22 protein-coding genes are annotated in these 25028 nt (G+C 35.8%); 8 read left to right on the top strand and 14 right to left on the bottom strand.

All coding sequences use genetic code 11. From position 1 onward, the window contains the following. Positions 1-16: 16 nt before the first annotated feature. The gene (locus J2772_RS04415) at positions 17-463 is read right to left on the bottom strand and encodes a type VI secretion system contractile sheath small subunit (RefSeq protein ID WP_209913692.1); all 447 of its coding nucleotides are present in this window, start codon (positions 461-463) and stop codon (positions 17-19) included. A gap of 352 nt (positions 464-815) precedes the next feature. Here J2772_RS04415 and J2772_RS04410 point away from each other — a divergent pair, with 352 nt between their 5' ends. Continuing rightward, complete coding sequence (locus J2772_RS04410) at positions 816-1862, top strand: hypothetical protein (protein WP_209913690.1); 1047 nt, start codon at positions 816-818, stop codon at positions 1860-1862. A 59-nt stretch (positions 1863-1921) separates the two neighbouring features. Here the strand turns inward: J2772_RS04410 and J2772_RS04405 are convergent, their stop codons facing one another. The 7 genes from J2772_RS04405 to J2772_RS04375 all read right to left on the bottom strand — a co-directional run bounded on the left by J2772_RS04405 (position 1922) and on the right by J2772_RS04375 (position 11102). After that, positions 1922-4018 (bottom strand): M13 family metallopeptidase, encoded by a 2097-nt coding sequence (locus J2772_RS04405; protein ID WP_209913689.1) that lies wholly within the window; start codon positions 4016-4018, stop codon positions 1922-1924. A 419-nt stretch (positions 4019-4437) separates the two neighbouring features. Then, positions 4438-6489, bottom strand: coding sequence for a M13 family metallopeptidase (locus J2772_RS04400; protein WP_209913687.1), 2052 nt, complete (start codon positions 6487-6489; stop codon positions 4438-4440). 290 nt (positions 6490-6779) lie between these two features. Then, on the bottom strand, positions 6780-8837 hold the full coding sequence (locus J2772_RS04395) for a M13 family metallopeptidase (protein WP_209913685.1): 2058 nt from the start codon (positions 8835-8837) through the stop codon (positions 6780-6782). Positions 8838-9111: 274 nt separating this feature from the next. Next, the gene (locus J2772_RS04390; protein ID WP_209913683.1) at positions 9112-9312 is read right to left on the bottom strand and encodes a hypothetical protein; all 201 of its coding nucleotides are present in this window, start codon (positions 9310-9312) and stop codon (positions 9112-9114) included. Then, positions 9309-9518, bottom strand: coding sequence for a hypothetical protein (locus J2772_RS04385; RefSeq protein ID WP_209913681.1), 210 nt, complete (start codon positions 9516-9518; stop codon positions 9309-9311). Before J2772_RS04385 ends, J2772_RS04390 begins: the two co-directional genes overlap by 4 nt. A gap of 83 nt (positions 9519-9601) precedes the next feature. Then, positions 9602-9775, bottom strand: a complete 174-nt coding sequence (locus J2772_RS04380; protein WP_209913679.1) for a hypothetical protein — start codon at positions 9773-9775, stop codon at positions 9602-9604. 76 nt (positions 9776-9851) lie between these two features. Then, positions 9852-11102 carry a CinA family nicotinamide mononucleotide deamidase-related protein gene (locus J2772_RS04375; protein WP_209913677.1) on the bottom strand — a complete coding sequence of 417 codons (1251 nt, stop codon included), beginning with the start codon at positions 11100-11102 and terminating at the stop codon, positions 9852-9854. 104 nt (positions 11103-11206) lie between these two features. Here J2772_RS04375 and J2772_RS04370 point away from each other — a divergent pair, with 104 nt between their 5' ends. Continuing rightward, entirely contained in the window at positions 11207-11680 is a 474-nt protein-coding gene (locus tag J2772_RS04370) for a hypothetical protein (RefSeq protein ID WP_209913675.1), read from the top strand. Positions 11681-11736: 56 nt separating this feature from the next. On the opposite strand, the gene J2772_RS04365 is transcribed toward J2772_RS04370, so the two are convergent. From J2772_RS04365 to J2772_RS04350, 4 genes are all read right to left on the bottom strand, one after another. Beyond that, entirely contained in the window at positions 11737-12279 is a 543-nt protein-coding gene (locus tag J2772_RS04365; protein WP_209913673.1) for a lipocalin family protein, read from the bottom strand. Positions 12280-12352: 73 nt separating this feature from the next. Next, positions 12353-13087 (bottom strand): LytR/AlgR family response regulator transcription factor, encoded by a 735-nt coding sequence (locus J2772_RS04360; protein ID WP_209913671.1) that lies wholly within the window; start codon positions 13085-13087, stop codon positions 12353-12355. A gap of 413 nt (positions 13088-13500) precedes the next feature. After that, a complete protein-coding gene (locus tag J2772_RS04355; protein ID WP_209913669.1) occupies positions 13501-14229 on the bottom strand; it encodes a hypothetical protein in 729 nt (242 codons plus the stop codon). Between the two features lie 10 nt (positions 14230-14239). Continuing rightward, positions 14240-16021 (bottom strand): histidine kinase, encoded by a 1782-nt coding sequence (locus J2772_RS04350; protein ID WP_317194482.1) that lies wholly within the window; start codon positions 16019-16021, stop codon positions 14240-14242. A gap of 353 nt (positions 16022-16374) precedes the next feature. Between J2772_RS04350 and J2772_RS04345 the strand changes: the two genes are divergently transcribed. The 3 genes from J2772_RS04345 to J2772_RS04335 all read left to right on the top strand — a co-directional run bounded on the left by J2772_RS04345 (position 16375) and on the right by J2772_RS04335 (position 20067). Further along, complete coding sequence (locus J2772_RS04345) at positions 16375-17049, top strand: SIMPL domain-containing protein (RefSeq protein WP_209913667.1); 675 nt, start codon at positions 16375-16377, stop codon at positions 17047-17049. Between the two features lie 215 nt (positions 17050-17264). Beyond that, positions 17265-18863 carry a DUF4139 domain-containing protein gene (locus J2772_RS04340; RefSeq protein WP_209913665.1) on the top strand — a complete coding sequence of 533 codons (1599 nt, stop codon included), beginning with the start codon at positions 17265-17267 and terminating at the stop codon, positions 18861-18863. A 16-nt stretch (positions 18864-18879) separates the two neighbouring features. After that, positions 18880-20067 carry a VWA domain-containing protein gene (locus J2772_RS04335; protein WP_209913663.1) on the top strand — a complete coding sequence of 396 codons (1188 nt, stop codon included), beginning with the start codon at positions 18880-18882 and terminating at the stop codon, positions 20065-20067. A gap of 142 nt (positions 20068-20209) precedes the next feature. Here J2772_RS04335 and J2772_RS04330 read toward each other — a convergent pair whose 3' ends face one another. Then, positions 20210-21415, bottom strand: coding sequence for an NAD(P)/FAD-dependent oxidoreductase (locus J2772_RS04330; protein WP_209913661.1), 1206 nt, complete (start codon positions 21413-21415; stop codon positions 20210-20212). A 116-nt stretch (positions 21416-21531) separates the two neighbouring features. Between J2772_RS04330 and J2772_RS04325 the strand changes: the two genes are divergently transcribed. Together J2772_RS04325 and J2772_RS04320 are read left to right on the top strand one after the other, a co-directional pair. Continuing rightward, complete coding sequence (locus tag J2772_RS04325; RefSeq protein ID WP_209913659.1) at positions 21532-21912, top strand: STAS/SEC14 domain-containing protein; 381 nt, start codon at positions 21532-21534, stop codon at positions 21910-21912. Between the two features lie 175 nt (positions 21913-22087). Continuing rightward, complete coding sequence (locus J2772_RS04320) at positions 22088-22432, top strand: mannan-binding lectin (RefSeq protein ID WP_209913656.1); 345 nt, start codon at positions 22088-22090, stop codon at positions 22430-22432. Positions 22433-22576: 144 nt separating this feature from the next. Here the strand turns inward: J2772_RS04320 and J2772_RS04315 are convergent, their stop codons facing one another. Next, positions 22577-23779: an MFS transporter gene (locus J2772_RS04315; protein ID WP_209913654.1), complete on the bottom strand. Its 1203-nt coding sequence runs from the start codon at positions 23777-23779 to the stop codon at positions 22577-22579. 177 nt (positions 23780-23956) lie between these two features. On the opposite strand from J2772_RS04315, the gene J2772_RS04310 reads away from it, so the two are divergent. Next, positions 23957-24856: an AraC family transcriptional regulator gene (locus J2772_RS04310; protein ID WP_209913652.1), complete on the top strand. Its 900-nt coding sequence runs from the start codon at positions 23957-23959 to the stop codon at positions 24854-24856. Positions 24857-25028 lie beyond the last annotated feature (172 nt).

The following is a 25028-nucleotide window of genomic DNA, read 5'->3' as shown; positions in this document are numbered from 1 at the left end:
TAATGTAAGTCTTTAATTATTTTTCAAGTTCTTGTGCTACTTCTTTCAATACTTCGATGAACGCCGTTCTTGTTTGGTCGTTCTCCAGCATATTACGAAGAATTTTATTAGTTTTCAACTGACGTACAATTTTGTTGTACTGCTCCTGCTCCATGCTCAGCTGCTGAAGATAGTCAGATTTCTGAGTAAGGCTTTTAGGAGTAAAGTCTCCAAGATTTTGAAAACGGAATTCTTCATCAACCATTCCTCCATCTTCTGTTTCGTGCTGTACAGCTACAGAAGGCTGAAAATGTCTGAACACATCTTCCACTGTTTTTAATCCTGTTACAATTTCAGGGGTATAAGATTCGTCTGTTGTAAGCTGGCTTACTATCAGTGATTTATTTTCCTGTATTTCCTGAATAGCTTCATTAGCGTCTACTTTTACCTCGTTTCCGCCAACACCATAATTAAACATTGCCATATTATTATTATTTTGAGATTTACTATTTGGGTTTGGATCTGTCTTTTAGCAATTTACATATGAATCAAATAAATTACAAATCCAGAGTTTAAATTTAAAAAAAAACTGTAACATACAAAATTTTGTCAAGATTTTTCTTAAATTATTTAAATTTATCTATATTTATTTAGCATAAAATCACTGTCTTACGATGTCACTAAGCTATGAAAAATAAATAAAACAAACTATAAAGAGATAAAATAAAATCCTTGTACAATTTTGCATTGATAAAAAACAACAAATATGTGTTAAATAGGAATTTCTCTGACATGAGGAAAAATATTCTTTATATTTAAATAAAGTAAACAGAGTGATGAAAGATGTAAAGATAGCATTCAGAAAACCAATATATCCTGTTTCGGAAGCATTAGAGCAGTATTTGGAAAAACATAACAGAACTACCAAGATCCGGTTTCTGTATGAAGACCTGTTAAGATTCAGTGACAGTGTACGTATTCTGGATAAAGAAGGTAAAGATACTTTATGGCTGGGTGTACTGTATCCTGAATTTGAGTTTAAAGAAATAGAGGCTAATCTAAATAAGATTTACACCCTCCTTCATTCTGACGGAGATGAAGCTACTTTACCTTACCTGACAGTAGATACCATTGATTTCTGTACCTTCGGAAATTCTAAACCTTTCAGAATTAGGGTAAGAAATATTCTGAACGATAATTATACCAACTTTTATATTAAACAGGCTGATGCTTCCCGTATATATGGACTGGAATTGGAAGACCTGCTTTCTCCCAACCGGATTAACTTTCTGATTTACAAAAATACTTTGATAGAGGAACATATCTTAGGAATTCCCGGAGATGTATTTATTCAGAAACATATGTCCCATTGTACAGAACAGGAAAAGGCACAGATTTCCAAGGAATTTGTGAAGTTCAATGAACGCTGCCTCATTGGGCTGCTTGGTGACATGCGCTCTTATAACTATGTTGTTATTCCTATACACGATTTTGACCAGGTTATTTACAGAATTCGCCCCATCGATTTTGATCAGCAAAGCTATGAGGGGAATCTGAAAGTTTATCTTCCTCAGTATTTCAAAGAAAACAACCAGATGGTTACTATGGTACTGGAAAAACTGAAACCGAATTCTATAGAACAGTATCGTAAGGAAGTACGCTCACAAATTGTAAAAAGAGTAACCAGTAGCCAAAATAGATTTGATGAACTCATTTCTATTATGAAAAAAGACAATATTGCACCGGAAGCCAATGTTACAGAGTTAAAAACAGCATTGCGGAAACTTACCTACGATGTCAATTTCAAGTATTGCAAAACAATGGGCGATATTATAGAAACCGGAATAAAGTTTGTGATCCGGAATTATAAGAAAGCATATTAAAAAAGCATCCATCTCAATATGGGATGGATGCTTTCTTGTCTAACAATATTTTGGTACTCTTACCAAATTTTTATTCTTTCCTCAGGAGCTTTGTACATTTTATCTCCCGATTTAATATCAAATGCTTTGATGAATGAATCCTGATTCACCAATGGACCAAAAGCTCTGTACATTCCCGGAGAATGCGGATCTGTTTTCACCTGGTTAATCATATATTCATTGGTTGCTTTTGTTCTCCAAACGGTAGCCCAGCTCATGAAGAATCTCTGATCCTGAGTGAATCCACTGATCTTTCCTGGGTTTCCTTTATCTTTAAGATACATCTGAAGAGCATCGTAAGCTACTGCTACTCCGCCTAAGTCACCAATATTTTCTCCACTTGTAAATTTGCCGTTCACAAAGCTTCCTTTTACCGGTTCATAAGCACTGTACTGAGCAGCTAACTGAGCCACTTTTGCATCAAAGTTCTTACGGTCAGCATCCGTCCACCAGTTGTTAAGGTTTCCATCACCATCGAAACGGGAACCACTATCATCAAAACCGTGAGAGATCTCGTGACCGATTACAGCTCCAATTCCACCGAAGTTTACGGCTGCATCTGCCTTAGGATTGTAGAAAGGAGGCTGAAGGATTGCTGCGGGGAATACGATTTCGTTGTTTGAACCACTATAGTAAGCATTTACCGTTTGTGGAGACATTCCCCATTCAGTTTTATCAACCGGTTTTCCTACTTTATCCAGATTTCTCTGATATTGCCAAGCTGATACATTCTGCAGGTTTGCATATAATGATCCGCCCTGTTTTGGAGATTCTACTTTTAACTGGCTATAGTCTTTCCATTTATCCGGATATGCAATTTTTACCGTGAACTTGGATAGTTTTTCCTGAGCTTTTACTTTTGTTTCAGGAGACATCCAATCGATATTCGTGATATGGGTTTTAAATGATTTTAAAAGGTAATCAATATAGGTTTCCATCTGCTGTTTTGCTTCCGGAGTAAAGTATTTCTCTACATATAATTTCCCGAAAGCTTCACCAAGAACACCGTTTACAAGAGTTAAACCTCTTTTGTTCATAGGACGTTGTTCCTTTTGACCCTGTAAATCTTTAGCATAGAAATCAAATCTGATCTGCTCAAGGTTTTCATCAAGGTTACTGGCATTACCGTTAATCAGGTGATATTTCAGATAGTCTTTTAATAAAGGTAAGTTTTTCTGGGTAACGAACTGATCCATGTTCTGATAGTATTTCAGTTCTCCGATGATTACTTTGTCTGTATTTACCCCTGCTTCTTTAAGGTATTTTGCAAGATCAACGTTTTTCACTAAACCTGATAATTCCGAAACGTTTTTAGGGTTGTATCTTAAATTGGCATCTCTGTTCTGCTCCAGTGTCAGTAAGTAATTTGCCAGTTGTTTTTCAAAATCCACTACATTTTGCGCTGCCTGAGTAGAATTTTTATACCCTAAAACTCCGAATAATTTTCCTACATAAGCCTGATATTGTCCTAATGTTTTAGTATTGGCTTCGTTTACTTTCTGATAGTAATCTCTTCCCAACCCAAGGTCCGGCCCACCAAGATATACTGCATTCATCTTGGAATTTTTCATATCTGCTCCTGCTCTCCATCCATAGAAAGAGTTATCTCCCAGTTTTGTAGCTTCTAAAAGGTATTTCTGAAGATCATTAAGGCTTTTAATAGCATCAATTTTTGCAAGATCAGCTTTGATAGGGTTTAATCCATCTGCATTTCTTTTGGATGTATCCATAAAAGATGCGTAAAGACTTTGGATCTTCTCTCCTTCAGAACCTGCAGGATATGTCTCAGTAAGGATTTTGTTCAAAATATCCAATGAAGCATCATCTACATTTTCTCTCAAAGCATTGAAAGATCCCCAGTTGGCTTTATCTGAAGGAATTTGTGTAGTTTTCACCCAATTTCCGTTCACATAGCTAAAAAAGTCATCCTGCGGACGGACACCTGTATCCATATAAGATAAATTGATTCCCTCCTCTTTTACTTCTTCTTTTGCAGGCGTTGCAACTTTTGCTGTAGCCTCTGTTTTTGTCTCTGTCCCTGCAGTCTTTGCTGCACCACACGAATTTAGCAATACTATACCCGAAAAGGCAAGTATACCAATATTTAGCTTTTTCATTGAAGATAATTTTTGATTGTACACAAACTTACCAAATATACGAACTTTAATGATAAGTAATGAAGGATAATTGGGAATTGATGAGAATAATAATGAGTTTTGGGGTTTAAAGTTTAAGGTTTATGGTTTAAAGTTTTTTAGCAGGTAAATTGGGGTTGGCTGGAAATAGAAATATTGTGGACCTGTAAACCACCCCGGCAAAAATTCTTTGAATTTTTGCCGCCCCTCAGAAGGATGGGAATGATGGAAGCCGTTTCTTATGGATTTTGGTTAAAGTAGTTCATAAGTTCCGACCTATTACCTATTACCTATTACCTATTACCTATTACCTATTACCTATTACCTATTACCTATTACCTATTACCTATTACCTGATCCCTAAAAAACAAAACCGCTCATTGCTGAACGGTTTATTTATTTTACCAGATTTTGATTCTGTCTTCCGGAGCTTTGTATAATTTGTCTCCTTTTTTCACATCAAAGGCATTGTAGAATGTATCGATATTGATGAGTGGGGCAAAACTTCTGAGATATCCCGGAGAATGCTTATCAATTTTTATCTGAAGAAGAAGATATTTTTCAGGAGCTTTTGTTTTCCATACCGTAGCCCAGCTCATAAAAAACCGCTGGCTTGGAGTAAATCCATTGATTTTTCCAGGATTTCCTTTATCTTTTAAATACATCTGAAGGGCATCATAAGCTATATTTACCCCGCCTAGATCTGCAATATTTTCTCCGTTAGTGTGGATTCCGTTGATGAATGATCCTTTTACAGGTTCATATTGGGCATATTGGGCAGCAAGAGCTTTTGTTGCTTTCTCAAAATTAGCTTTATCTTCAGGCATCCACCAGTCTACCAAATTTCCGTCACCATCAAACTGAGCTCCTGAATCATCAAATCCATGGCTTATTTCATGGCCGATTACCCCACCTATTCCCCCGAAATTTACCGCTGCATCAGCTTTAGGATTAAAGAATGGCGGCTGAAGAATAGCTGCCGGAAATACGATTTCATTGTTTACAGCTCTGTAATAAGCATTTACAGTTTGTGGTGTCATTCCCCATTCTGACCTGTCAACAGGTTTTCCTATTTTCTCCAGCTTTTTATTGTAATTCCATGCCGCAATATTCTGAAGATTGTTATATAAAGAACTTCCAGGAATAATTTCTAATGTTGAATAATCTTTCCATTGATCCGGATATCCTACTTTTACACTAAATTTATTAAGCTTATCCATTGCTCTTTCTTTAGTGGCTGCAGACATCCATGTTAAATTTTTGATGTGAACTGCAAAACTTTTCTTTAAATAATCAATCAGCTCAACCATCTGGGCTTTGGATTCTGCGGGAAAATATTTTTCAACATATAGTTTACCAAATGCTTCACCTATATTCCTGTTAATCAATTCAAGGCCTCTTTTATCCCATGCTCTCTGTTCTTTCTGCCCGAATAAATATTTTCCATAGAAGTTGAAATTGATAGAATCAAGCTTTTCGCTTAAATAAGCTGCATTTCCATTAATCAGATGAAACTTCATATAATCTTTAATCACCGGAAGATTTTCTACATTAATTAATTGATCCATATTTTTATAGTAGTTCAGCTCTCCGATGATCACTTTATCTATATTGACTCCTGCTTTTTTAAGATATGCAGGAAGATCTGTTCCTTTTACCAAATCTGAAAGCTCAGCCATAGTCTGTGGATTATACTGAAGAGTATTATCGCGGCTCTGTTCATTCGTCAAATAAGTCTTTGCGATGCTTTTTTCATACTCTACAACTCCTTTTGCCGCTTTATCTGCATTGATATATCCTAATTCTTTTAGCATCAATGCTACATACTTTTGGTATTCTGCAAGAGTTTCTCTGTTTTTTTCATTATCTTTCTGATAATAATCTCTTCCCCAAAGTCCTAAAGCCGGAACTCCCAAGTAAACAGCATTCATCTTGGAATTTTTACGATCTGCACTCACAGACCATCCATAAAAATTATTTTCTCCTTCTTTTGTCGCTGAAATCAGATAATTCTGAAAATCTATAAGGTTTTTGATAGCATCAATTTTATTAAGTTTCTCCTGAATAGGTTTAATTCCATCAGCATTTCTCTTCTGCATATTCATGTAAGAAGCATAAAGATCCTGAATCTTTTTACCTTCGCTTCCTACAGCAAAATTATCCGTCAGAAGAGAGTTCAGAATCGTCATAGAATTGTTGTCCGTATCTTCTGCAAGCTTGTCAAAGCTTCCCCAAGCCGGTTTATCCGAAGGGATTTGAGCTGTTCTCATCCAGCTTCCATTCACATAATTATAGAAATCATCCTGCGGGCGTATTGAAGTATCCATTGCAGCAAGGTCTAAGCCTTTGTCTATAGTATTTACTGCTGTTTTAATCGTTTTAGCCTGTGCATCCACCAAATTCTGAGTGCAGATCCCCGTAAGTAAGAATAGGGAAAATATCAGTTTTCTCATAGTATTAACTTTACACTCTTATAAGTGTATTTGATTTACAGTTTGTTACATTATTTTCAGGTAAATTTCACCGGAACTTGGGGGCTGAACAAAAAATTGGAGTTAATCTGAAGAGAAAAAGAAAAATTTATCTTTTAATTCTATAGGTTAGGTTTGATTTTTTTTAACGTCTTAACTTTTCTTAATTTCTTACAAACTCTTAATGGTTCTAATATTTTCAACTCATTCTGATTCTCCGAGTCTGCTATCTGAAAACAATAAACCGCTCATTGCTGAACGGTTTATTTATTTTACCAGATTTTGATTCTGTCTTCCGGAGCTTTGTATAATTTGTCTCCTTTTTTCACATCAAATGCTTTGTAGAATGCATCAACGTTGATTAGCGGACCGAAGCTTCTGAAGTAGCCCGGAGAGTGCGGATCTGTCTTCACCTGGTTGATCATGTATTTTTCACTTGATAAAGTTCTCCAAACGGTTGCCCAGCTTAGGAAGAATCTCTGATCCTGAGTAAATCCACTGATTTTTCCTGGATTTCCTTTATCTTTTAAGTACATTTGAAGGGCATCATAAGCGATGTTTACTCCACCTAAGTCAGCGATGTTCTCACCGTTTGTGAAGGTGCCGTTTACGAATGTTCCTTTTACAGGCTCATATTTGTCATATTGAGCAGCAAGTGCTTTAGTTGCTTTTTCGAAGTTCGCTTTATCTTCCGGAGTCCACCAGTCTACCAGGTTACCATCTGCATCAAACTGAGCTCCTGAATCATCGAATCCGTGGCTTATTTCATGACCGATAACAGCGCCAATCCCTCCAAAGTTTACTGCTGCATCAGCCTGAGGATTAAAGAATGGCGGCTGAAGGATCGCTGCAGGGAATACAATTTCATTGTATACCGGGTTGTAATAAGCGTTTACAGTCTGTGGAGTCATTCCCCATTCTGTTTTATCAACCGGTTTTCCGATTTTTGCTAAATCTTTATTATACTGCCACTCCCCGATATTCTGAAGGTTTTTGTATAATGTACCTCCTTTCGCTTCAGATGTGATCTCCAGTTTTGAATAGTCTTTCCATTTGTCCGGATAAGCAACTTTCACAGTGAATTTATTCAATTTCTGCATTGCTTTTTCCTTAGTGGTAGAAGACATCCAAGTCAGGTTATTGATATGGAGTGTAAAACTCTTCTTTAAGTAATCAATCAATTCAACCATTTGAGCCTTAGCCTCAGCCGGGAAATATTTCTCAACATATAGTTTACCGAAAGCTTCTCCTAAGTTTCTATTGATCAATTCAAAGCCTCTTTTGTTCAGTGCTCTCTGCTCCTGCTGACCTCTTAAATATTTACCGAAGAAAGCAAACTTCATATCTCCAAGTTTTTCACTTAGATAAGATGCACTTCCATTGATCATGTGGAATTTCAGATAATCTTTGATGATCGGAAGGTTCTGAGCATTCACCAATTTATCAAAGTTCTTATAATATTCTAGTTCTCCAATAATTACTTTATCTGTATTTACCCCTACCTTTTTAAGGTAAGCCGGGAGATCCACCCCTTTTACCAACGCAGAAAGCTCAGCCATTGTTTTAGGGTTATACTGAAGGGTATTATCACGACTTTGCTCGTTTGTTAAAAGCGTCTTTGCAATGCTTTTTTCATAATTAACGATATTTTTTGCTGCTTCGTCAGCATTTTTATACCCTAATTCCTTCAGCATAGAAGCTACATATTTCTGATATTCAGCAATAGCTTCTGTATTTTTTTCATTTACTTTCTGATAATAATCTCTTCCTAAACCAAGAGAAGCATCACCTAAGTAAACAGCATTCATATTAGAATTCTTTAGATCAGCATATACTCCCCATCCGTAGAAAATATTTTCACCTTCTTTTGTTACAGAAGCCAGATAATTCTGAAGGTCAGCCATATTTTTGATCCCATCAATGTTATTCAGATGTTCCTGAATAGGCTTAATTCCATCAGCATTTCTCTTCTGCATATTCATGTAAGAAGCGTATAAATCCTGAATCTTTTTCCCCTCACTTCCGTCAGTAAACTTATCTTTCAAAAGAGAATTCAAGATGGTCATGGAATTGTTATCCGTATCCTCTCCTAATTTGTTGAAGCTCCCCCAAGTTGGTTTATCAGCTGGAATTTTCGCTGTTTTCATCCAGGTTCCACTTACATAATTATAAAAATCATCCTGTGGACGCACTGATGTATCCATTAAGCTAAGGTCTAGACCTTTATCTGTGTTATTTACTGCTACTTTAGCAGCTGTACCTTGTGCACTCACTGTATTTTGAGAGCAGATCCCTGCTATTAGAAACAAAGAAAGCGTTAGTTTTTTCATTATGATAACAATTTATACAATATGTATGATTTATTTCTTATTTGTTACTTTTTTGTAAAACAAATTTAAACAAATACCATCAGAGCGTGATACGAATTTATAATTCAGACAGGTTTGAAGTTGGGAGATGGAAGCTGGAAGTTATGAAAATCATAAAAAATAACCAATACAACTCTTTTTAACTTTTTAAAAATCAGTTATATGGTAACTCTCAGTCATCATACAACTCAAAGTAACTTCCTGCTTCCAGCCTTTTAAGATGTTGCTATCTCTTTTACATTTCTTTAAAGTGGTATTTCAAGCATTGTTGGGTAAGTTTTTGGATAAGAGCAGTGCTTTTTTTGGAGTCATTCAATACTTTCCCCACCCCTTCAGCATGAAATTCCTGATCAGAGTTGTTACTTAGGATCGGCATGGCTGCGACTCCTGTTCTTTTGATGATTTTGTATCCTTCCGGATCGATATTGGTTTTCAAATTTCCTGATTTAGGATCAAGGAAAAACCATTCCGGGAAACCAAATTGACGTGTCTGATGCTTCGTTTCAGAGACCTCAAAGACTGCGGATCCCATGCTACATAGAATGCTGAACGGATTCCACCGGGAAATTGTGCCCAGTTTCTCTTTTGATTTTTAAGTCTTTCGGCTCTTGCTTTTTCGATCTTGGCAAGATTGGTATGCATTGTTTTTTCAGAAATAAAGCTTCTGAACCCTTTATATTCTTTAGAAATTTTATTTTCCTTAAGATAAGGCTTATTGGCTGTAATTACAGCTTTATAATCTTCTTTAAAAGGAATTTTAGGACTTCTGTCCCGGCCATCATCAGCCCTAAAGCCAAAAACAGGAGTACCGCCATAAAAATAAAGAAACGGCTTCCCCTTTGTACACTTTTCCAGCGTTTTTTGCTATTGGTCTGAAAAATCTGTTTGGAATTTTCCATACTTTAAAATTTTAATGAATGATTTTCAAAAAGTGTGAACATCACCTTGAAATTCATTAAAAAAATAGCGTTTCGTTTACGGACTTATCAAAAGACCCACAAGATCCTGAATGACCTTTTGGGAAACGAAGTTCATAAAATCCAATCTTTCCAGATGAGGCATATATAATTTTGAGGTTACTTCCTGATCTTTAATTCGAATGGTGTAGAAAACGGTTCCCACATCTTTCCCATCCTCCCCTTTTCCAGGACCTGCCACACCGGTAGTAGAAAGGGAAATATCGGTATCAAACAATTCCTGACATCCTTTTGCCATTTCCTGGGCTACCTGCTCACTGACTACCGTAAACTGATCTACCGTTTCTCCGGAAACATTTAAAATTTTGATTTTTTTATCCGTGGCATAGGCTACCATTCCACCAAGAAAATATTTTGAACTTCCGGAAACTGAAGTAATCATTTTTGCCAGCTCTCCACCGGTGCAGCTTTCTGCAGTGGAGATAGTCAGTTTTCTCTCAGTAAGAATTTCAGCCAGAATATTTTCGATTTTATCTTCAGAGATAGCAATCACATTATCCTTGATGAGAGGAAGTAATTTTTGAATCTCGTCTTCAGTCTGTTGTTGTAAAGCTTCTTCATTGTCTCCTGATGCCGTTATCCTCAATTTCACTCTGGTTCCTATCGGAAGATAAGACAATGAAATATTTTCAGGAAGGGCAAGTTCCCAGTCTTCAATAGTATCTGCAAGAATACTCTCCGGAATTCCCACTACGGAAACAATTTTTGAATGAATATAATTAAGGTTAAATTTTTCCTGTAAATAAGGAATAATCTGATCTTTTATCAATGGTTTTACTTCATAAGGAACACCGGGTAAACTGTAGCTCAGTTTTCCATCCAACTCCATCATCATACATGGAGCAGTACCGAAATGGTTTTGAAAAACAATAGATTTTGTAGGAACAAAAGCCTGTTCTTTATTTCTTTCCAGAATGTCTGCTCTTCCGCGTCTTTCCATGTATCCTTTAAGGTGATTAAACGTAACCTCATCCAACGCAATTTCGTCATTGAAAAATTCGGCAAGCGCCTTTTTGGTTTTATCATCCCTTGTTGGGCCTAACCCGCCAGTAGTAATGATAAGATCACCCAGTTCAAAAGCGGTCCTTAATGTAGTTTTAATGATATCTATTTCGTCTGAAATGGTAAAGATCTGTACAACCTTTATCCCGATGTTCTTCAATTCAGAGGCAATAAAATTGGAATTGGTATCTACCGTATTTCCGGAAAGGATTTCGTCACCAATAGTGATTAGGACTGCTTTTTCCATATATGAGATTCTTGAAAAAAATTCTCCTGCAAAGGACGGAAAAATATGCGGCTGCGGCAATATAAATTGATTTTTTCTATTTTTGACGAAAATTAGTTAAAATTATGTCTAAATATGATGATGCGTCATGGCATTATGGTGGTGATTTTCCTGAGGGGCTTCCTCAGAAAAACGGAGCAACGCATACCGGGATGTTCCTGAACTGGTGTATCCATAATAACCTGATCTCCGATGAATTGAAAGAAGATAATGAAGAGGAAATTGAAAAATTAAAACGAAGAGAAATTACAGGGGCTGAATTTATCATGGATTCATGTGACGGTAAATTCTCAGAATATGATCTTAATGACCTTGGAAACTGCTTTGCAAAGGATTATTACGCAGATGACACTGATTTTGGCAACAGATACAGTTCTTTTGCTGATGATTACGTGAACCTTTTTGATGGTAAAGCTGAAGATAATGATTACGAATATGAAACCTTCTACCACATTGAAGATACCTACGAAAATTATGATCTGATGAAACAGGTCATTGATTACCGCTTTGAGGAATGGAAGGAGTATATCAAAGGATAAAAAATAAAAGGATAAAAGGCGAATTTACCATGTGGTAATTTTGCCTTTCTGCTTTATTATTGATGATGTTTCACCCAGATCAGCTCATCTGTATTATAACCAATTTTTTGAGCTTTTTCAATGAAACGTTGTCTGATACTTTCCGGAATGGTTGTGGTACGGGAGAGAATCCAGAGGTATTTTAAACTGCTTCCAGCGACTAAAGCATATTGATAATCTTCATCAATATCAATGACATTATAACCAGCCCAGATAGGCTTAAAAAAGGATACTTTCAGCCTTGCTTCAGTAGCATTTTTAACGAATTTAGCTTCTCCAATGGATTCATTCCATACTTTTTTGATATAATCGTATCCTTTATTTCTAACCTGAATACTGCCATTGGGATTCTCTGAATACTCCGCAGTAACGTTATCCATATTTTTCTCGAATTTGTAATCAAAACGGGCTATTTCATGCCACCTTCCGAGATATTTTTTAACATCAAAATTCTTTATTGCTACAGCTCCTCTCGGAATTCCTACAGAATAGGAATGAAAAGCCATATAGGCCAAAGCACCCAATGAAACAGGAAGGATTATTTTGTGAAAGGTCTTCATAACAGAAAATTTTGTGTGGTTGTGATGAAAACGTCAAAAATAGTGCCTTTGGGCTGTTAAAGAACGATAAATTCTAGGAAAAAACTTTCAGAAAATTATCTTTAAAGCTTCCTGAAACCTCAATTTCAGTATCATCAGCAAGCATTACAGTTCCGCTTTTATGGTAAGATTTCACAAAAAATGTATTGATGATATGGGAACGGTGAACTCTCACAAAAGGGCTTTCTAAAAGATCATCAAAATGCTTTAGAAATCTGCATACCATTTTCTTTGAGCCATCTGTAAGATACACCTGCGTAAAATTTCCGTCTGCCTGAAGCCTTACAATATCTTCTGTTTTTACGACATCAAATCCTTGTAAGGTGGGAAGGATAAGCTGTTGTTTTTCAGGTTTTAATTTTAAGTTCTCCAGCAGAATTTTATTCCGGTTGAGTTCTTCTTTTTTCTCTATACTTTCAACAACTTTGTTTACGGCCAGAATGAGTTCCTGAATATCAATTGGTTTTAAGATATAATAACTTGCAGATTTATTTAAAGCCTGTAAAGAGTATTGTGAAAATGCAGTGATGAAAATAGTTTTGTAGGAAAACTCTCTGGTAGCTTCCAATACGTCAAAGGCATTTCCGAAAGGCATTTCTACATCTAAAAATACCAATTGAGGTTGCTTTTCAGCAATCAGAGGAACAGCTTCTTTAATATTTTCAGCTTCACCTAGAATTTCTACCTGTGGGCAGTATTTGGTGAGATAGGTTCTCAACACCTCTCTTGCAATCAGTTCATCATCTACAATTACAGCTTTAATCTTCATTGGGTTTAAATATTAGGGTACAAGGACTACATTACAGATGCAAATTAGGAATATTTGATCAACCCCGCAATCTTCCCAATACCAACCCTATTCTTTTCCATTTCCAAGCGTACACTACGATCAATATGGTTATAATGCATTCCGCAATGGCAAGAAAAACATAGAATAGATACCACTCTGAGAAGGATGAATACTTTGCTCACGTATATTATTATCACGCAATAGCTCGCAAAGTTATTCTTGGAATACTCATATTTTTTAAGACCGAAAAGACGTTTCATTCAGCAATGAAACAGCCAATACCTTTGCTAAATAAAATGCCTTTTCGAACGAAATCCTTTTCAATTTTAATTAAAAATCTTTGTGATCCCAACGTTAAAAGAATCAGAAAATTCCTGTAATCCGAACTCAGTTTAAAAATGATAATAACCATTTTTAAACTTCAGTGTTTTATAAGATGTTTTTGAGGTTTCTTTAGTATTACATTCCCCTTTTACTTCTTCATTGATTGTGGCTACTGAAATGGTTTTTATTTTAAGATCGGTAAAATTGTTGGTCTTGGACTGATCCATAATAATATAAGAATGGGTATCCTCAAATTCTCCGTTACATCGGGTATCCCATTCACCACTTGTAGAATCCAATTCAAACTGATCGAGAACTTTTTTAAGCGTCTTTCCTTCCGGATAATACATTGAAATTGTACCTGAAGCATAAGGATTAGGTTTACTGCTTCCTACAAAATCTGCCTTTACTCCAAATGCACGGATGTTTGTACTGATATTGTATAAACCAGTATCAATGGCAAAGCTTCTTAGGTTAACAGCATCGGAATTAAGCTCAGTAGGGTCAAGATATCTGTTCTTTATTGTTCCATTATTGTCTGTAATGAGTATATAGTTCTGAACGGTAAAAACATAATCTTCTTCTTCCTGACTCACCACAACCGGAATAACCGCAATATAAGAACCTTCTGCATTAGGCATTTTCTTTTCCACACAGAGTTCCTCCTTTATCTTGATTTTGTCAAGCTTCAGACTTTCAAGAATATGAGTAAGTCTGATACTGTCAATGTCCTGAGCAGATAAAATTCCCGAAAACAGACTCATCATCAGAGTGAACAGAGATATATGCTTTTTCATGGTATTGTTTTTATAGCAGATTAATTTGAATAATGACCAAAACACCTTTATTATTCTCTTTATCTTTTACAGAGCAGGTAATATTCTTTTTGTACAGATCATTCAGCAGCTGAATTCTTTCCAGGGTATTTTTCATACCTCTCCCCTCGCGGGTTTTCTGGTGCTGGGTTTTCTGTTTTTTACTTTCTTCAATTCCTATTCCGTTGTCTTCAATGATGATCTTTAAATGTTGTTCGTTTTTCTTGAAGCTTAATTTTAACAACCCTTTTTCTGTTCTGTAACGCAGTCCGTGCCAGATGGCATTTTCCAGGAAAGGCTGTACGAGCATTCCGGGAATCTGTAGGTTTTGAAGATTCAGGCTTTCATCTACATCAATTTCATAATCAAATTTATCTGCAAAACGTGTTTTTTCCAACGCCAGATAGTTTTGCAGCAAATCCAGTTCCTGCTGGAGAGGGATAAAATCATCGGTAGAGTTTTCCATCACTCCTCGCATCAGTTTTGAAAACTTAGTCAGATATTGATTGGCTTCCAGTTCATTATTAGTAGCAATAAAGTGATTAACACTATTCAGACTGTTAAAAATAAAGTGAGGATTCATCTCCCGTCTGAGAGACTGAAGCGCTATTTTTTTATTTTTGTTCTGAACTTTCTTCAGGGTTCTAAAAATGAAAATAACCAGGCCGGTCAGCAGAATCAAAGCTCCGATCAAACCATAATTAAAGACATTTTTCTTACGAATAAGCTCGTCCTTTAGCTCTTTTTCCTTCTCCAGCTGAGAAATTCTCTGTTCCGTATCTTCCAGAATCTTATTATCTACCAGGCTTCTGTCTTTGGAAACCAGATTCGGAAGTTTTCCCAGAAAGTCTCTGTACAACTGAACGGAAGCATCAACATTTCCTGAAATGGCATACAAACTGTCCAGTTTTTTCACACTCTTCTGAGCTTCTAATGTATGACCTTTATCCAAAGCAATTCCGTATGCATTCTTCAACAGGTCTACCGCTTCTTTCGGATCATTTTTTTTAATATAAATATCTGCCAGTTCCTGAATCTGATTGACTTTTTCCTGTGAGTTTTCCTTTACAAAATCTTCCTTCAGAACTTTCTTTTTAGCTTCGATGGCTTTATCAAAGTTTTTATTTTCAACATACAGGTCGGCCAGTTTCTGATTAATGGCCAAAGCTTGTTGTGGGGCTTCTCTTTTTGAAATTTTATAAGCATTATTCAGGTTTTCTTCGGCTTTATACATGTCTTTCTGCTGTATATTGACATCTGCCAGCTGACTGTATCCTTCTGCTACATTGCCCTGATCGTTTTCTTTTTTGCTTATATTAATATTGTTCTGAATGGCCTCTGCCCGAAGTTCGGGTGTAGGAGATGAAAGCCTTGCCACATCATTGGAATTAACCGTCTTACTTTTCTCACTGTAACTCATCTGTGCGGCCCTACTATAATTGCTGAGCGCAGGCGCTATTTTATTTTGTTTTTCCTGTGATTGAGCTAGTTTTCTGGTAACAGATTCAAGATTTTTTTTATCATTAAGCTTTTGATACAAAGCTTTGGCTTTAATAAGGTATTCTTCACTTTTAGGATAATTCCCTTGACTATAATAATCAGAGGCCATTCCCACATACGTATCAGCAACTCCTTTATCATCATTTTTATCTACAGCTTTCTTCAATTTTGCAGCAGATTTCACTGCTTGGGAAACCTTCGTAGTATCCTGTGCTGAGAAATAATTTCCCACCATCAATATTGAAATAAACAGTATTTTAAAAACTAATTTCACGGATTTCAAATCTTTACTGCAAAGTAAGTAAAACTTTATTGATCAGCTTCTATCCTTCACCAAGTCAAAACCTTGTTTCACCCACTCTCTATATTAAAACACTATCAATCATGATTTTATATAAGTTACAACAATTATTCATATTAAAAGAAGCATCTTGCTCTTAAAGCAGAGCTCATCTTACTTTTCTTAACAGCTTAATCAAGCTTAATGGTTAAAATATCATTATTAAATAAAAACTTTCATTTTATATCAACTCACCAAGTGAAAGTTCCATTTCACCAAGTCTCCCGATTTTCAGCTTCAGATCGAACTAATTTTACATCAGAATTTAAAAGTAAAAACAAGAAATTATGAAATTGAAACATTTTTTATTAATCGGAATTTTAACACTGGGAAGTTTTGTAAGCGCTCAGGAAGTAAAGAAAAACGCAATTGAAGTAACAGGTATTGCTGAAATGGAAGTAGAACCGGATGAAGTTACCTTCAGCATCGGAATAAAAGGAGATAACAAAAATGATCTGGCAGACAATGAGAAGAAGATGTTCGATATCCTTAAGAATGCAGGTGTAAAGAACGAGGATATCAAGTTTAAATCTTCGTACCAGAATATTTACGCCAAAAACGGAAAGTTTTCTAAGAACTATGTGTTTAAAGCAAATGCAAAATCAAACCTCAGCAAAATCTTTGAAGATCTGAACCAGAAATGGGTAAGCAGCCTGAGCATCTCAGAAGTAAAGAACACCAAGATTGCAGATTTCAGAAAAGCAGTAAAGATCAATGCTTTAAAAGCAGCGAAAGAAAAGGCAGATTACCTGTTGGAAAGCATGGGCAAAAAAGTAGGGAATGTTCTTGAAATTGTTGAGATTGAAGATTACACCAGCGACATGGTGATGCCAGTTGCCTACAAAGGTAGAATGAGCAATGTACAGCTTGAAATGGCAGATGCGCCGGTAGACATTTCTTTTGACAACATCGAAAACATCAAGTTAAAATATAGTATCAAAACGAGATACGAAATTCTTTAAAATAACAGATTTAAGAGAGGTTGCCATATTTTTGGCAGCCTTTTTTGTTTTTGTTGGGCCACGAATGCCTTTAGATTTACAAAAGGTATTCGTGGCAAAAAAGAATAAAAATATGTGGTTAGCCATTCACCAAGTGAAAGCCTCTCTTCACCAAGTATCCCCAATTTCAGGTTTAAATACGGGTAATTTTACTTCATAATTTAAAATAATAAACGATGAAACGCTATCTTTTAATCACAATATTTTCAGTAGTTTTCTTCAAGGCACAGGAAATCAAGAAGGAAATTGAAGTAAAGCAGGCTACGGTATTTCTTCAGGGAGCAAAAGTTTTCGGAAATACTAATGTCAATCTTCAAAAGGGGCGAAATATGGTAAGAATTGTCAATCTACCTAACAATCTGGATGAAAATACCTATAAAATCAATCTTGAAAAAAATACCACTCTCCTATCCATCACTCCGCAAAGTAATTTTTTGAAGGAAGATCAGCTTTCTGATGGTGAAAAAAAACTGGCTGATGAAAGAAAAAAGCTTCAGAGACAGGTAAACCTATTAAGTATTCAGATTAAAAACCTTACCGGAGAACAGAATATCATCAATGATAATTTAAAAGTATCTACCAATGATAAATCTACTCCGCAGGAACAACTGATTAAGCTTACAGAATTTTACAGGAAAAGAATGCTGGAAATTGATAATCAGGTCTTTGTACTGAATGAGCAGAAAACAACACTGGATGAGAGCATTGCAAAGCTAAATAAGCAATCTGATGAGGAACAAACTCATAAAAACACCAACAGAAAAGAATTGTTACTTGAAATTCTTGCGGATAATGATACCAGCCTGAATCTGGGGGTCAGCTATATCGTTTCCGATGCTGGATGGATACCTTCTTATGATCTTCGTGCCGAATCTGTAAAGAAGCCTCTTGAAATGATTTATAAAGGCAAGATCTACCAAAAAACAGGACAGGATTGGAAAAATATAAAATTGTTTGTATCCACTTACAGACCATCATACAATCAGGACAGACCTATTCTTTCTCCATTGTATATTTCAGAATATACGATTCATAATCCAATACTCGAAGTTGCCGATTACAAGTCTAAAAAAGAATCCGCACTGATGAATGTTTACCAAATGAGACAGGACATCACTGCAAAACCAGGCCAGATCCCAATTGCTTCGGTTTCTGATAACCAAATGAATGTGCTCTATGAACTGAATTACAACCAAACAATTCTAAGTCAGGAAAAAGAACAATACGTCATTCTGGATAAAAAACAGATTGATGCCACCTACAAATACCATACAGTTCCCAAACTTAACAATCAGGTATTTCTGATAGCTTTTGTAAAAAACTGGCAGAACCTCAACCTGATTAATGGCGAAGCGAACATCTATTTTGAAGATAATTATATTGGAAAAACCAATATTACCAGCAATTATGTAAAAGATGAGTTCCCGATTTCTCTTGGTGTGGAGGAAAGAATCACAGTAAAAAGAATCAAACTGGAAGATAAAGCGTCTCAGAAACCGATGAACTCCAATAAATGGGAATCTGAAGCCTACCAGATCAGCATCAGAAACAATACCAAAGAAAGTATAGAACTGGAAGTGCTAGATCAGCTTCCTATCAGTGAAAACTCTAAAATTTCAGTGAAAGCTATAGAAACTGGTGGGGGAAGTCTTGATGAAAAAACAGGAAGTATCCTTTGGAACAAAAACATCAGTTCCGGAGGTTCTGAAAAGATCAACTTCTCTTATGAAGTTAAGTATCCAAGAGATATGCAGGTCCAATATTACAGCAGATAACCTAAAAAATAATCATATGACAACTTTAAAAATCTTAGCCATTGCAGCAGCTTTTTTAAACTCTGGTACCAATCCGGCCATCAGCTGCTCGAAAAGTGATCCAAAAAATACCGAGTTAACGGTACAAAATGCTTCCGTATCCCCTGTAAACACAATATCAAAGGACAATAAAATCCAGGTAGCTCTTTTACTTGATACTTCCAATAGTATGGACGGATTAATTGACCAAGCAAAATCTAGACTCTGGAACATCGTTAATACATTAACCACATTAAAGTATAACGGCCAGACTCCACAAGTTGAAATTGCCCTTTATGAATATGGAAACGACGGAATCCGGGATGAAAACTATATTCGTCAGGTTACTCCTCTTACTCAGGACCTTGATCTTGTTTCTGAAAAATTATTTGCTTTAAGAACTAATGGCGGAAGTGAATATTGTGGGGCTGTCATCCGGGATGCCTCTGCCAATCTGAACTGGGATGGTAATGAGAAAAGTATGAAACTGATTTATATTGCGGGTAATGAGCCTTTCAACCAAGGAAGAATTGACTATAAAGAAGTCATCTCAAAAGCAAAAAATAAAAATATTTATACCAATACCATTTACTGCGGAAGCCGGGAAGAAGGAATTCAGGGCTTCTGGCAGAATGGCGCAACAACAGGAGGTGGAAAATATTTTAATATCGACAGTGATAAAAAGGTGATCTATATTGAAACGCCGTATGACATCAGGATTTCGGAATGTAACACCAAACTGAATGATACCTATATTTACTATGGAAATCGTGGTTCTGAATATAAGATGAAGCAAATTACTCAGGATAAAAACGCAGAAGTACAATCTGTTTCTAATCTGGTCGAAAGAACGGTTTCCAAGTCTAAAAAGAATGCTTACAAAAATGAGCATTGGGACCTGATAGACAAAGCAGAAAAAGATGACAGCTTTATTGCCAATATGAAAGCAAGTGAACTTCCTGATGAACTGAAAGGAAAAAGCAAGGAGGAAATAAAAAAAGCAGTGTCTATAAAATCAGCAGAGCGTGAAAAAATTCAAAGAGAAATTGAAGAACTCTCTAAAAAGCGTCAGACCTACATTGATAATGAGATGAAAAAAAGAGGAAGTAATGATTCTGATGATCTTGGAAAAGCCATTGAAAGTTCTATACAAGAACTCGCAAAGAAAAATGGATATAGCTTATAAAAAAGCTCAATACAAGAAGGGTTAACACTTAAAGTAAACCTTGTAAAATAAAGTACACTTAAGTTTTGAAAACCTTTGTTTTTCTGCTTAAGTGTACTTATTTATATACATTATTTGTATTTTTTCATGATTAAAGAATGTTCTATCGTCCAAATTTGAAATATTGAGACAATGGATGTTTTTTTCCCTTCATAAACAAAGAAGCCATTTCCATTCCGGTTACTGAAAAGGTAATTCCGTTTCCACCAAAGCCCAATACAAAGTAAGAATTTTTGAATTTTGGATGTTCTCCAATATAGGGAAGTCCGTCTTTTGTTTCTCCAAAAGTTCCAGCCCACACAAAATCTGGATAGAAATGATAATCAGGTTTTATCTTTTTTAAATTCTTTATAATTTCTTTTTCTTTTTTGTTGAGAATCACATCCCTTTTCTCAGCACCATAAAAATCTTCATCTCCACCACCTATCAATAATCTGCCATCATCTGTAGTCCGCATATAGAGGTAAGGATCATCGGTATTCCAGACTAAAGTACTGGTTATATTTTTAAATTTGTCATGATCTACTTCGGAAACCACAGCATAAGTACTTTTCAGATTAACGAAATTCTCTTTCAGTAAAGTTTTGCTTTCATAGCCGATACAATAAATTATTTTCTTTGCTCTGATTTGAAAACCATTATCAACTTTAGCAATATTGAAGCCTTTGTGATACTCTACTTCTACCATTTCAGTTTTGTCAAAGATTTTCAATCCTTTTCTTACATTATGTTTACACAGTTCATGGGCAAGCTGAAAGGCGTCAATACTGGCTCCTTGTTTTGATAAGATACCACCATAGGTATTTTCAAATCCAAATCTCTCCAGAACCTGATCTGCATTGAGCCATTGAACTTCAAATCCAACATTTTTTCTGGCTTCATATTCTTTCTTTAACCATTCGGTATCTTTCTTTTTCGAAGCAAAATACAATGATTTTTTACGTTTGAATCCCGCATTGGAATGTATTTTTCTTACAAGTGTTTCAAGAATATCTATGGCATCTGAACAAGCTTTATAACTTGAAACAGCTCCTTTTTTTCCTATTTTTCCTATTAATTCATAAAGAGGAACATCTATTTCGTACTGCAGCATTGAAGTGGTGGCAGAGGTACTTCCATTACAAAGCTCGCGTTTATCAATGAGGATTGTTTCATAGCCGTCCTTTACCATTTGATGGGCAATAAGACTTCCTGTAATTCCGCCGCCTATGATTAAGACATCACAGTTTTCATCTGATTTTAAAGAAGGATACGTAGCAATCAGTCCGTTTTTTAAAAGCCAAAAAGGTTCATTTGATTTGAGATCCATATTGTTATTTTTATATTAAAAATAACAATATTTATACCTGTTTTAACAATTTTTGATGAATGTATGGTTTAATTATTGTTGCTTTATTAAATTCCAACCATCATAAAATATTTACTATGATAACAATTATTCCAGAAGCTCCGGAGAATGTTGCGGCATTCAGTGCAACCGGGGAAGTGACGAAAGAAGATTTTGAAAAACTGGTAATTCCGCGTGTGAAAGAGAAAGTAGACCAATTTGGTGAGCTGAATTACTTACTGTATTTGGATACCGATCTGGATAAGTTTACCATGGGAGCATGGCTTGAAGACCTCTTGCTGGGAATAAAAAATCTTGCAAAATGGAATCGGACCGCTATTGTTACAGATAAAAAAGCAATACAGGACTTTACAGATATTTTCAGTGTTCTGATGCCGGGAGAGTTTAAATCTTTTCCAAAAGAAAATTTATACAATGCGCTTTATTGGTGCAAAAATGGCAATGAGGTGGAAGTTTAATCAACCTTACAAAACAATGAAAGACTGTCTTAAAAGGCAGTCTTTTTCATTATATAACAATCAATATCAAACAGATACGTAAAAACACCTAATAATAAATTTGGTACATTATACTGTAATTATATCCCAAAATGGTGATTACATTTGTAATATTAACCAACTAAAAATTTATACCATGTCAACATTCAAAACCAACATTATTGCAGGACCACTTTGGAGCAACGACGAAGCCCAAAAATTAGGACCACGTATTGCTGCGGCACACTTAGGAAAGTTTACTGGACAATGGACTACCATTGTAGAAGGACAAATGAGCGTTATAGAAGTTGAATTAAACACTCAACCAACAGGCAGCACAGAATATACGCTAGACGTTTTAGCCGGACCTATCTGGAACAACGAAGATGCTAAAGAAATCTGTCCTGCTATCTGTGCATCCTATGGCGGTACATGGAACGGACAATGGACAACAGTTGTAGAAAGCAAAATGAGCGTTTGCGGCTGTGTTTTTAAATTCTAGTCTGACAAAATAATGTATTAATTTAAAAAGCTGTCTCAAAAGTCTATTTTTAACGTTGGGACAGCCTTTTTTATGTTTAATTATGGATATTCTCACAGATAAGATTTTCTATAATCTATGCTTGGTTTTTATAGGTATGAGTTTCTATTTATCACACGAAACACCTTCTGAAACCGCTTTTTCTTCATTTGCTGTTTGTGAACCATACAGGTACATATATCTTACACTGATTACAAATCCGATAAAGGTCATTCCTACTCCTACTAACGATGGGTAGTTGAACGGCAATCCATATTCCAAAGGAATTCCACCAAAAAAAGCACCCATTGCATTCGCAATATTAAATCCTGCCTGCATAAAAGCTGCGGCCATCATTTCACTTTTCGGGGCTGCTTTCATCATCATAATATTAATGGGTGCAGCAATTGACATGGATAAAGCTCCACACATGAAAGTCAATAAGAAAGCGATATTTTGATGTTCTGAAAGCAAAAACACTCCTACCAGTGAGATCATCATTAAAAAGATCAGAAGTGCACAGGTTTTCTCAGGTCCTAATTTATCTGAAATAATTCCTCCCGCAAGGTTACCTACCACCATACCGGCCCCGGCAAGAACCATTACATAGGCCATCTGACTGCTTTCAACTCCGGAAATAACAGTCATTAGAGGCGTGATATAGCTCAACCATGTAAAAAGACCTCCAAATCCAATCGCTGTAATAGCCAATACAAGCCACGACTGCTTCTTTTTCAGGAATTTTAACTCATCCATGAAATGGGTATTTTGATTAGCCTCAATTGCTGGCAGCCATAATTTTAAAAATAATAGAGCGAAAACACCAATTAAAGCGACAATAGCAAAATATAATCGCCAATGGAAAGTATGTCCAATATAGGTCACCAAAGGAACCATCACCAGATTGGCTACCGTGAGTCCTGTAAACATCATTGATATATAAAATGCCTCTTTCCCTTTTCCACCCATTTTAGCGGCTACTACAGTTCCTACTCCGAAAAAAGCTCCGTGAGGAAGTCCAGACATAAATCTGATGATTAACATCGTTCCATAATTAGGAGCAATAGCAGAAAGCCCGTTAAATAAAGTAAACAGAATCATAAAAGCAATCAGTACTTTTTTAGGTGGATACTTTACCGAGTATCCTATAAGAATGGGTGCTCCGATTACCACTCCCATTGCATAAGCAGCAATAAGATGTCCTGCTTGTGGAATTGTGATTTCTAGGGTTTTTGCGATATCCGGCAATAACCCCATAACGGTAAACTCCGTAGTTCCTATTCCCAATCCGCCAATCGCCAGCGGTATTATCCTTTTATCAATCTTCATTGTATGTTCTTTTCTGAATTAATGTATTGAAATTAAAAATGGTGAGCCATCTTTATTTTTGAAAGTGCAAAATTCGAAAGAAAGATTGAATTTCACACCTCTTTGAATGATAAAAACTTGCTCCATATTAACCTTTTTACTTAATTTTAGATCTACAAACAATCAAAACAGAACAAAATGAAGATTCAGAAAGAGACTATTGAGTTTGAAAAGGGTAAATCTTTCAAAGTATTTGCTCCCAGTCTGAAAAATTGTTTTTTCTGGCATTATCACCCTGAAATAGAACTGGTATACGTAGAAGCATCCAACGGAATCCGACATGTGGGAAAAAATATTTCAGGTTTTACTGACAGTGAATTACTTCTTATTGGCGCCAATGTTCCTCATCTTAATTTTGATTATGGTATACAGACGGAATGTAAACAATTGGTATTGCAAATACGGGAAAATTTTCTTCAGGATATCATTATTCCTGTTCCTGAATTTGAGAATATTAAAAACCTTTTAGAATATTCTTACCTCGGGTTATCTTTCTCTGGCGAAACCAAAAATATTGTTGTTAAAAAACTTCAGCTTCTTAAGGAAAAAAACTCTTTTGAATCATTAATGGGATTAATTGAAATCCTACAGATTCTGGCCAATTCCACAGAGGTGCATGAGCTTAATAAGGAAGATACAAGAATCAAATGGTTCCTGAATGATAAAATCAGAATGGGAACGATCTACGATTACATCCACGAAAATCATGATAAAAAACCTAATGTAAACGAGATCGCACAGATTGTCAGTTTAAGCACACCTGCTTTCTGCCGTTATTTTAAAAAGCAAACTAATATGACATTCACAGATTTTGTTAATAATTACAGAATCAACCAGGCTAAAATATTTTTGTTGAAAGATTCTTCTGTAACTGAGGTCTGTTTTCAGGTGGGATTTGAAAGTCTTTCCTATTTTAATAAACTGTTTAAACAGCATACAGGAGAAACTCCTTCAGAATTCAAGAAAAAGCATTTTAAGCCTATTGAAATTAATGGGCGGATTGGAGTGATTAACCGGGAATCTTCTTGTAACAAATAGTTTTTGGTATTATCTCGGCAGATTTTGCTGATAACGCAGATTTACATTTTACGAGCTTAGATGTTTTTTTATTTTTCCTACAAATGACGCAGATGTTTGGGGATATTTTGATATTGGATTGTTATCAACCACCCCGTCAAAAATGCTTTGAATTTTTGCCACCCCTCCGGAG

The sequence above is a fragment of the Chryseobacterium jejuense genome (assembly GCF_017877355.1).
Classification (GTDB): domain Bacteria; phylum Bacteroidota; class Bacteroidia; order Flavobacteriales; family Weeksellaceae; genus Chryseobacterium; species Chryseobacterium jejuense_A.
This window is presented reverse-complemented; position numbering and strand designations above follow the sequence as displayed.

Bases quoted from the DNA above. Each gene is read 5' to 3' on its own strand.
- J2772_RS04415 (WP_209913692.1), bottom strand. From the start codon at position 463: ATGGCAATGTTTAATTATGGTGTTGGCGGAAACGAGGTAAAAGTAGAC.
- J2772_RS04410 (WP_209913690.1), top strand. From the start codon at position 816: ATGAAAGATGTAAAGATAGCATTCAGAAAACCAATATATCCTGTTTCG.
- J2772_RS04405 (WP_209913689.1), bottom strand. From the start codon at position 4,018: ATGAAAAAGCTAAATATTGGTATACTTGCCTTTTCGGGTATAGTATTG.
- J2772_RS04400 (WP_209913687.1), bottom strand. From the start codon at position 6,489: ATGAGAAAACTGATATTTTCCCTATTCTTACTTACGGGGATCTGCACT.
- J2772_RS04395 (WP_209913685.1), bottom strand. From the start codon at position 8,837: ATGAAAAAACTAACGCTTTCTTTGTTTCTAATAGCAGGGATCTGCTCT.
- J2772_RS04385 (WP_209913681.1), bottom strand. From the start codon at position 9,518: ATGCATACCAATCTTGCCAAGATCGAAAAAGCAAGAGCCGAAAGACTT.
- J2772_RS04380 (WP_209913679.1), bottom strand. From the start codon at position 9,775: ATGGAAAATTCCAAACAGATTTTTCAGACCAATAGCAAAAAACGCTGG.
- J2772_RS04375 (WP_209913677.1), bottom strand. From the start codon at position 11,102: ATGGAAAAAGCAGTCCTAATCACTATTGGTGACGAAATCCTTTCCGGA.
- J2772_RS04370 (WP_209913675.1), top strand. From the start codon at position 11,207: ATGTCTAAATATGATGATGCGTCATGGCATTATGGTGGTGATTTTCCT.
- J2772_RS04365 (WP_209913673.1), bottom strand. From the start codon at position 12,279: ATGAAGACCTTTCACAAAATAATCCTTCCTGTTTCATTGGGTGCTTTG.
- J2772_RS04360 (WP_209913671.1), bottom strand. From the start codon at position 13,087: ATGAAGATTAAAGCTGTAATTGTAGATGATGAACTGATTGCAAGAGAG.
- J2772_RS04355 (WP_209913669.1), bottom strand. From the start codon at position 14,229: ATGAAAAAGCATATATCTCTGTTCACTCTGATGATGAGTCTGTTTTCG.
- J2772_RS04345 (WP_209913667.1), top strand. From the start codon at position 16,375: ATGAAATTGAAACATTTTTTATTAATCGGAATTTTAACACTGGGAAGT.
- J2772_RS04340 (WP_209913665.1), top strand. From the start codon at position 17,265: ATGAAACGCTATCTTTTAATCACAATATTTTCAGTAGTTTTCTTCAAG.
- J2772_RS04335 (WP_209913663.1), top strand. From the start codon at position 18,880: ATGACAACTTTAAAAATCTTAGCCATTGCAGCAGCTTTTTTAAACTCT.
- J2772_RS04330 (WP_209913661.1), bottom strand. From the start codon at position 21,415: ATGGATCTCAAATCAAATGAACCTTTTTGGCTTTTAAAAAACGGACTG.
- J2772_RS04325 (WP_209913659.1), top strand. From the start codon at position 21,532: ATGATAACAATTATTCCAGAAGCTCCGGAGAATGTTGCGGCATTCAGT.
- J2772_RS04320 (WP_209913656.1), top strand. From the start codon at position 22,088: ATGTCAACATTCAAAACCAACATTATTGCAGGACCACTTTGGAGCAAC.
- J2772_RS04315 (WP_209913654.1), bottom strand. From the start codon at position 23,779: ATGAAGATTGATAAAAGGATAATACCGCTGGCGATTGGCGGATTGGGA.
- J2772_RS04310 (WP_209913652.1), top strand. From the start codon at position 23,957: ATGAAGATTCAGAAAGAGACTATTGAGTTTGAAAAGGGTAAATCTTTC.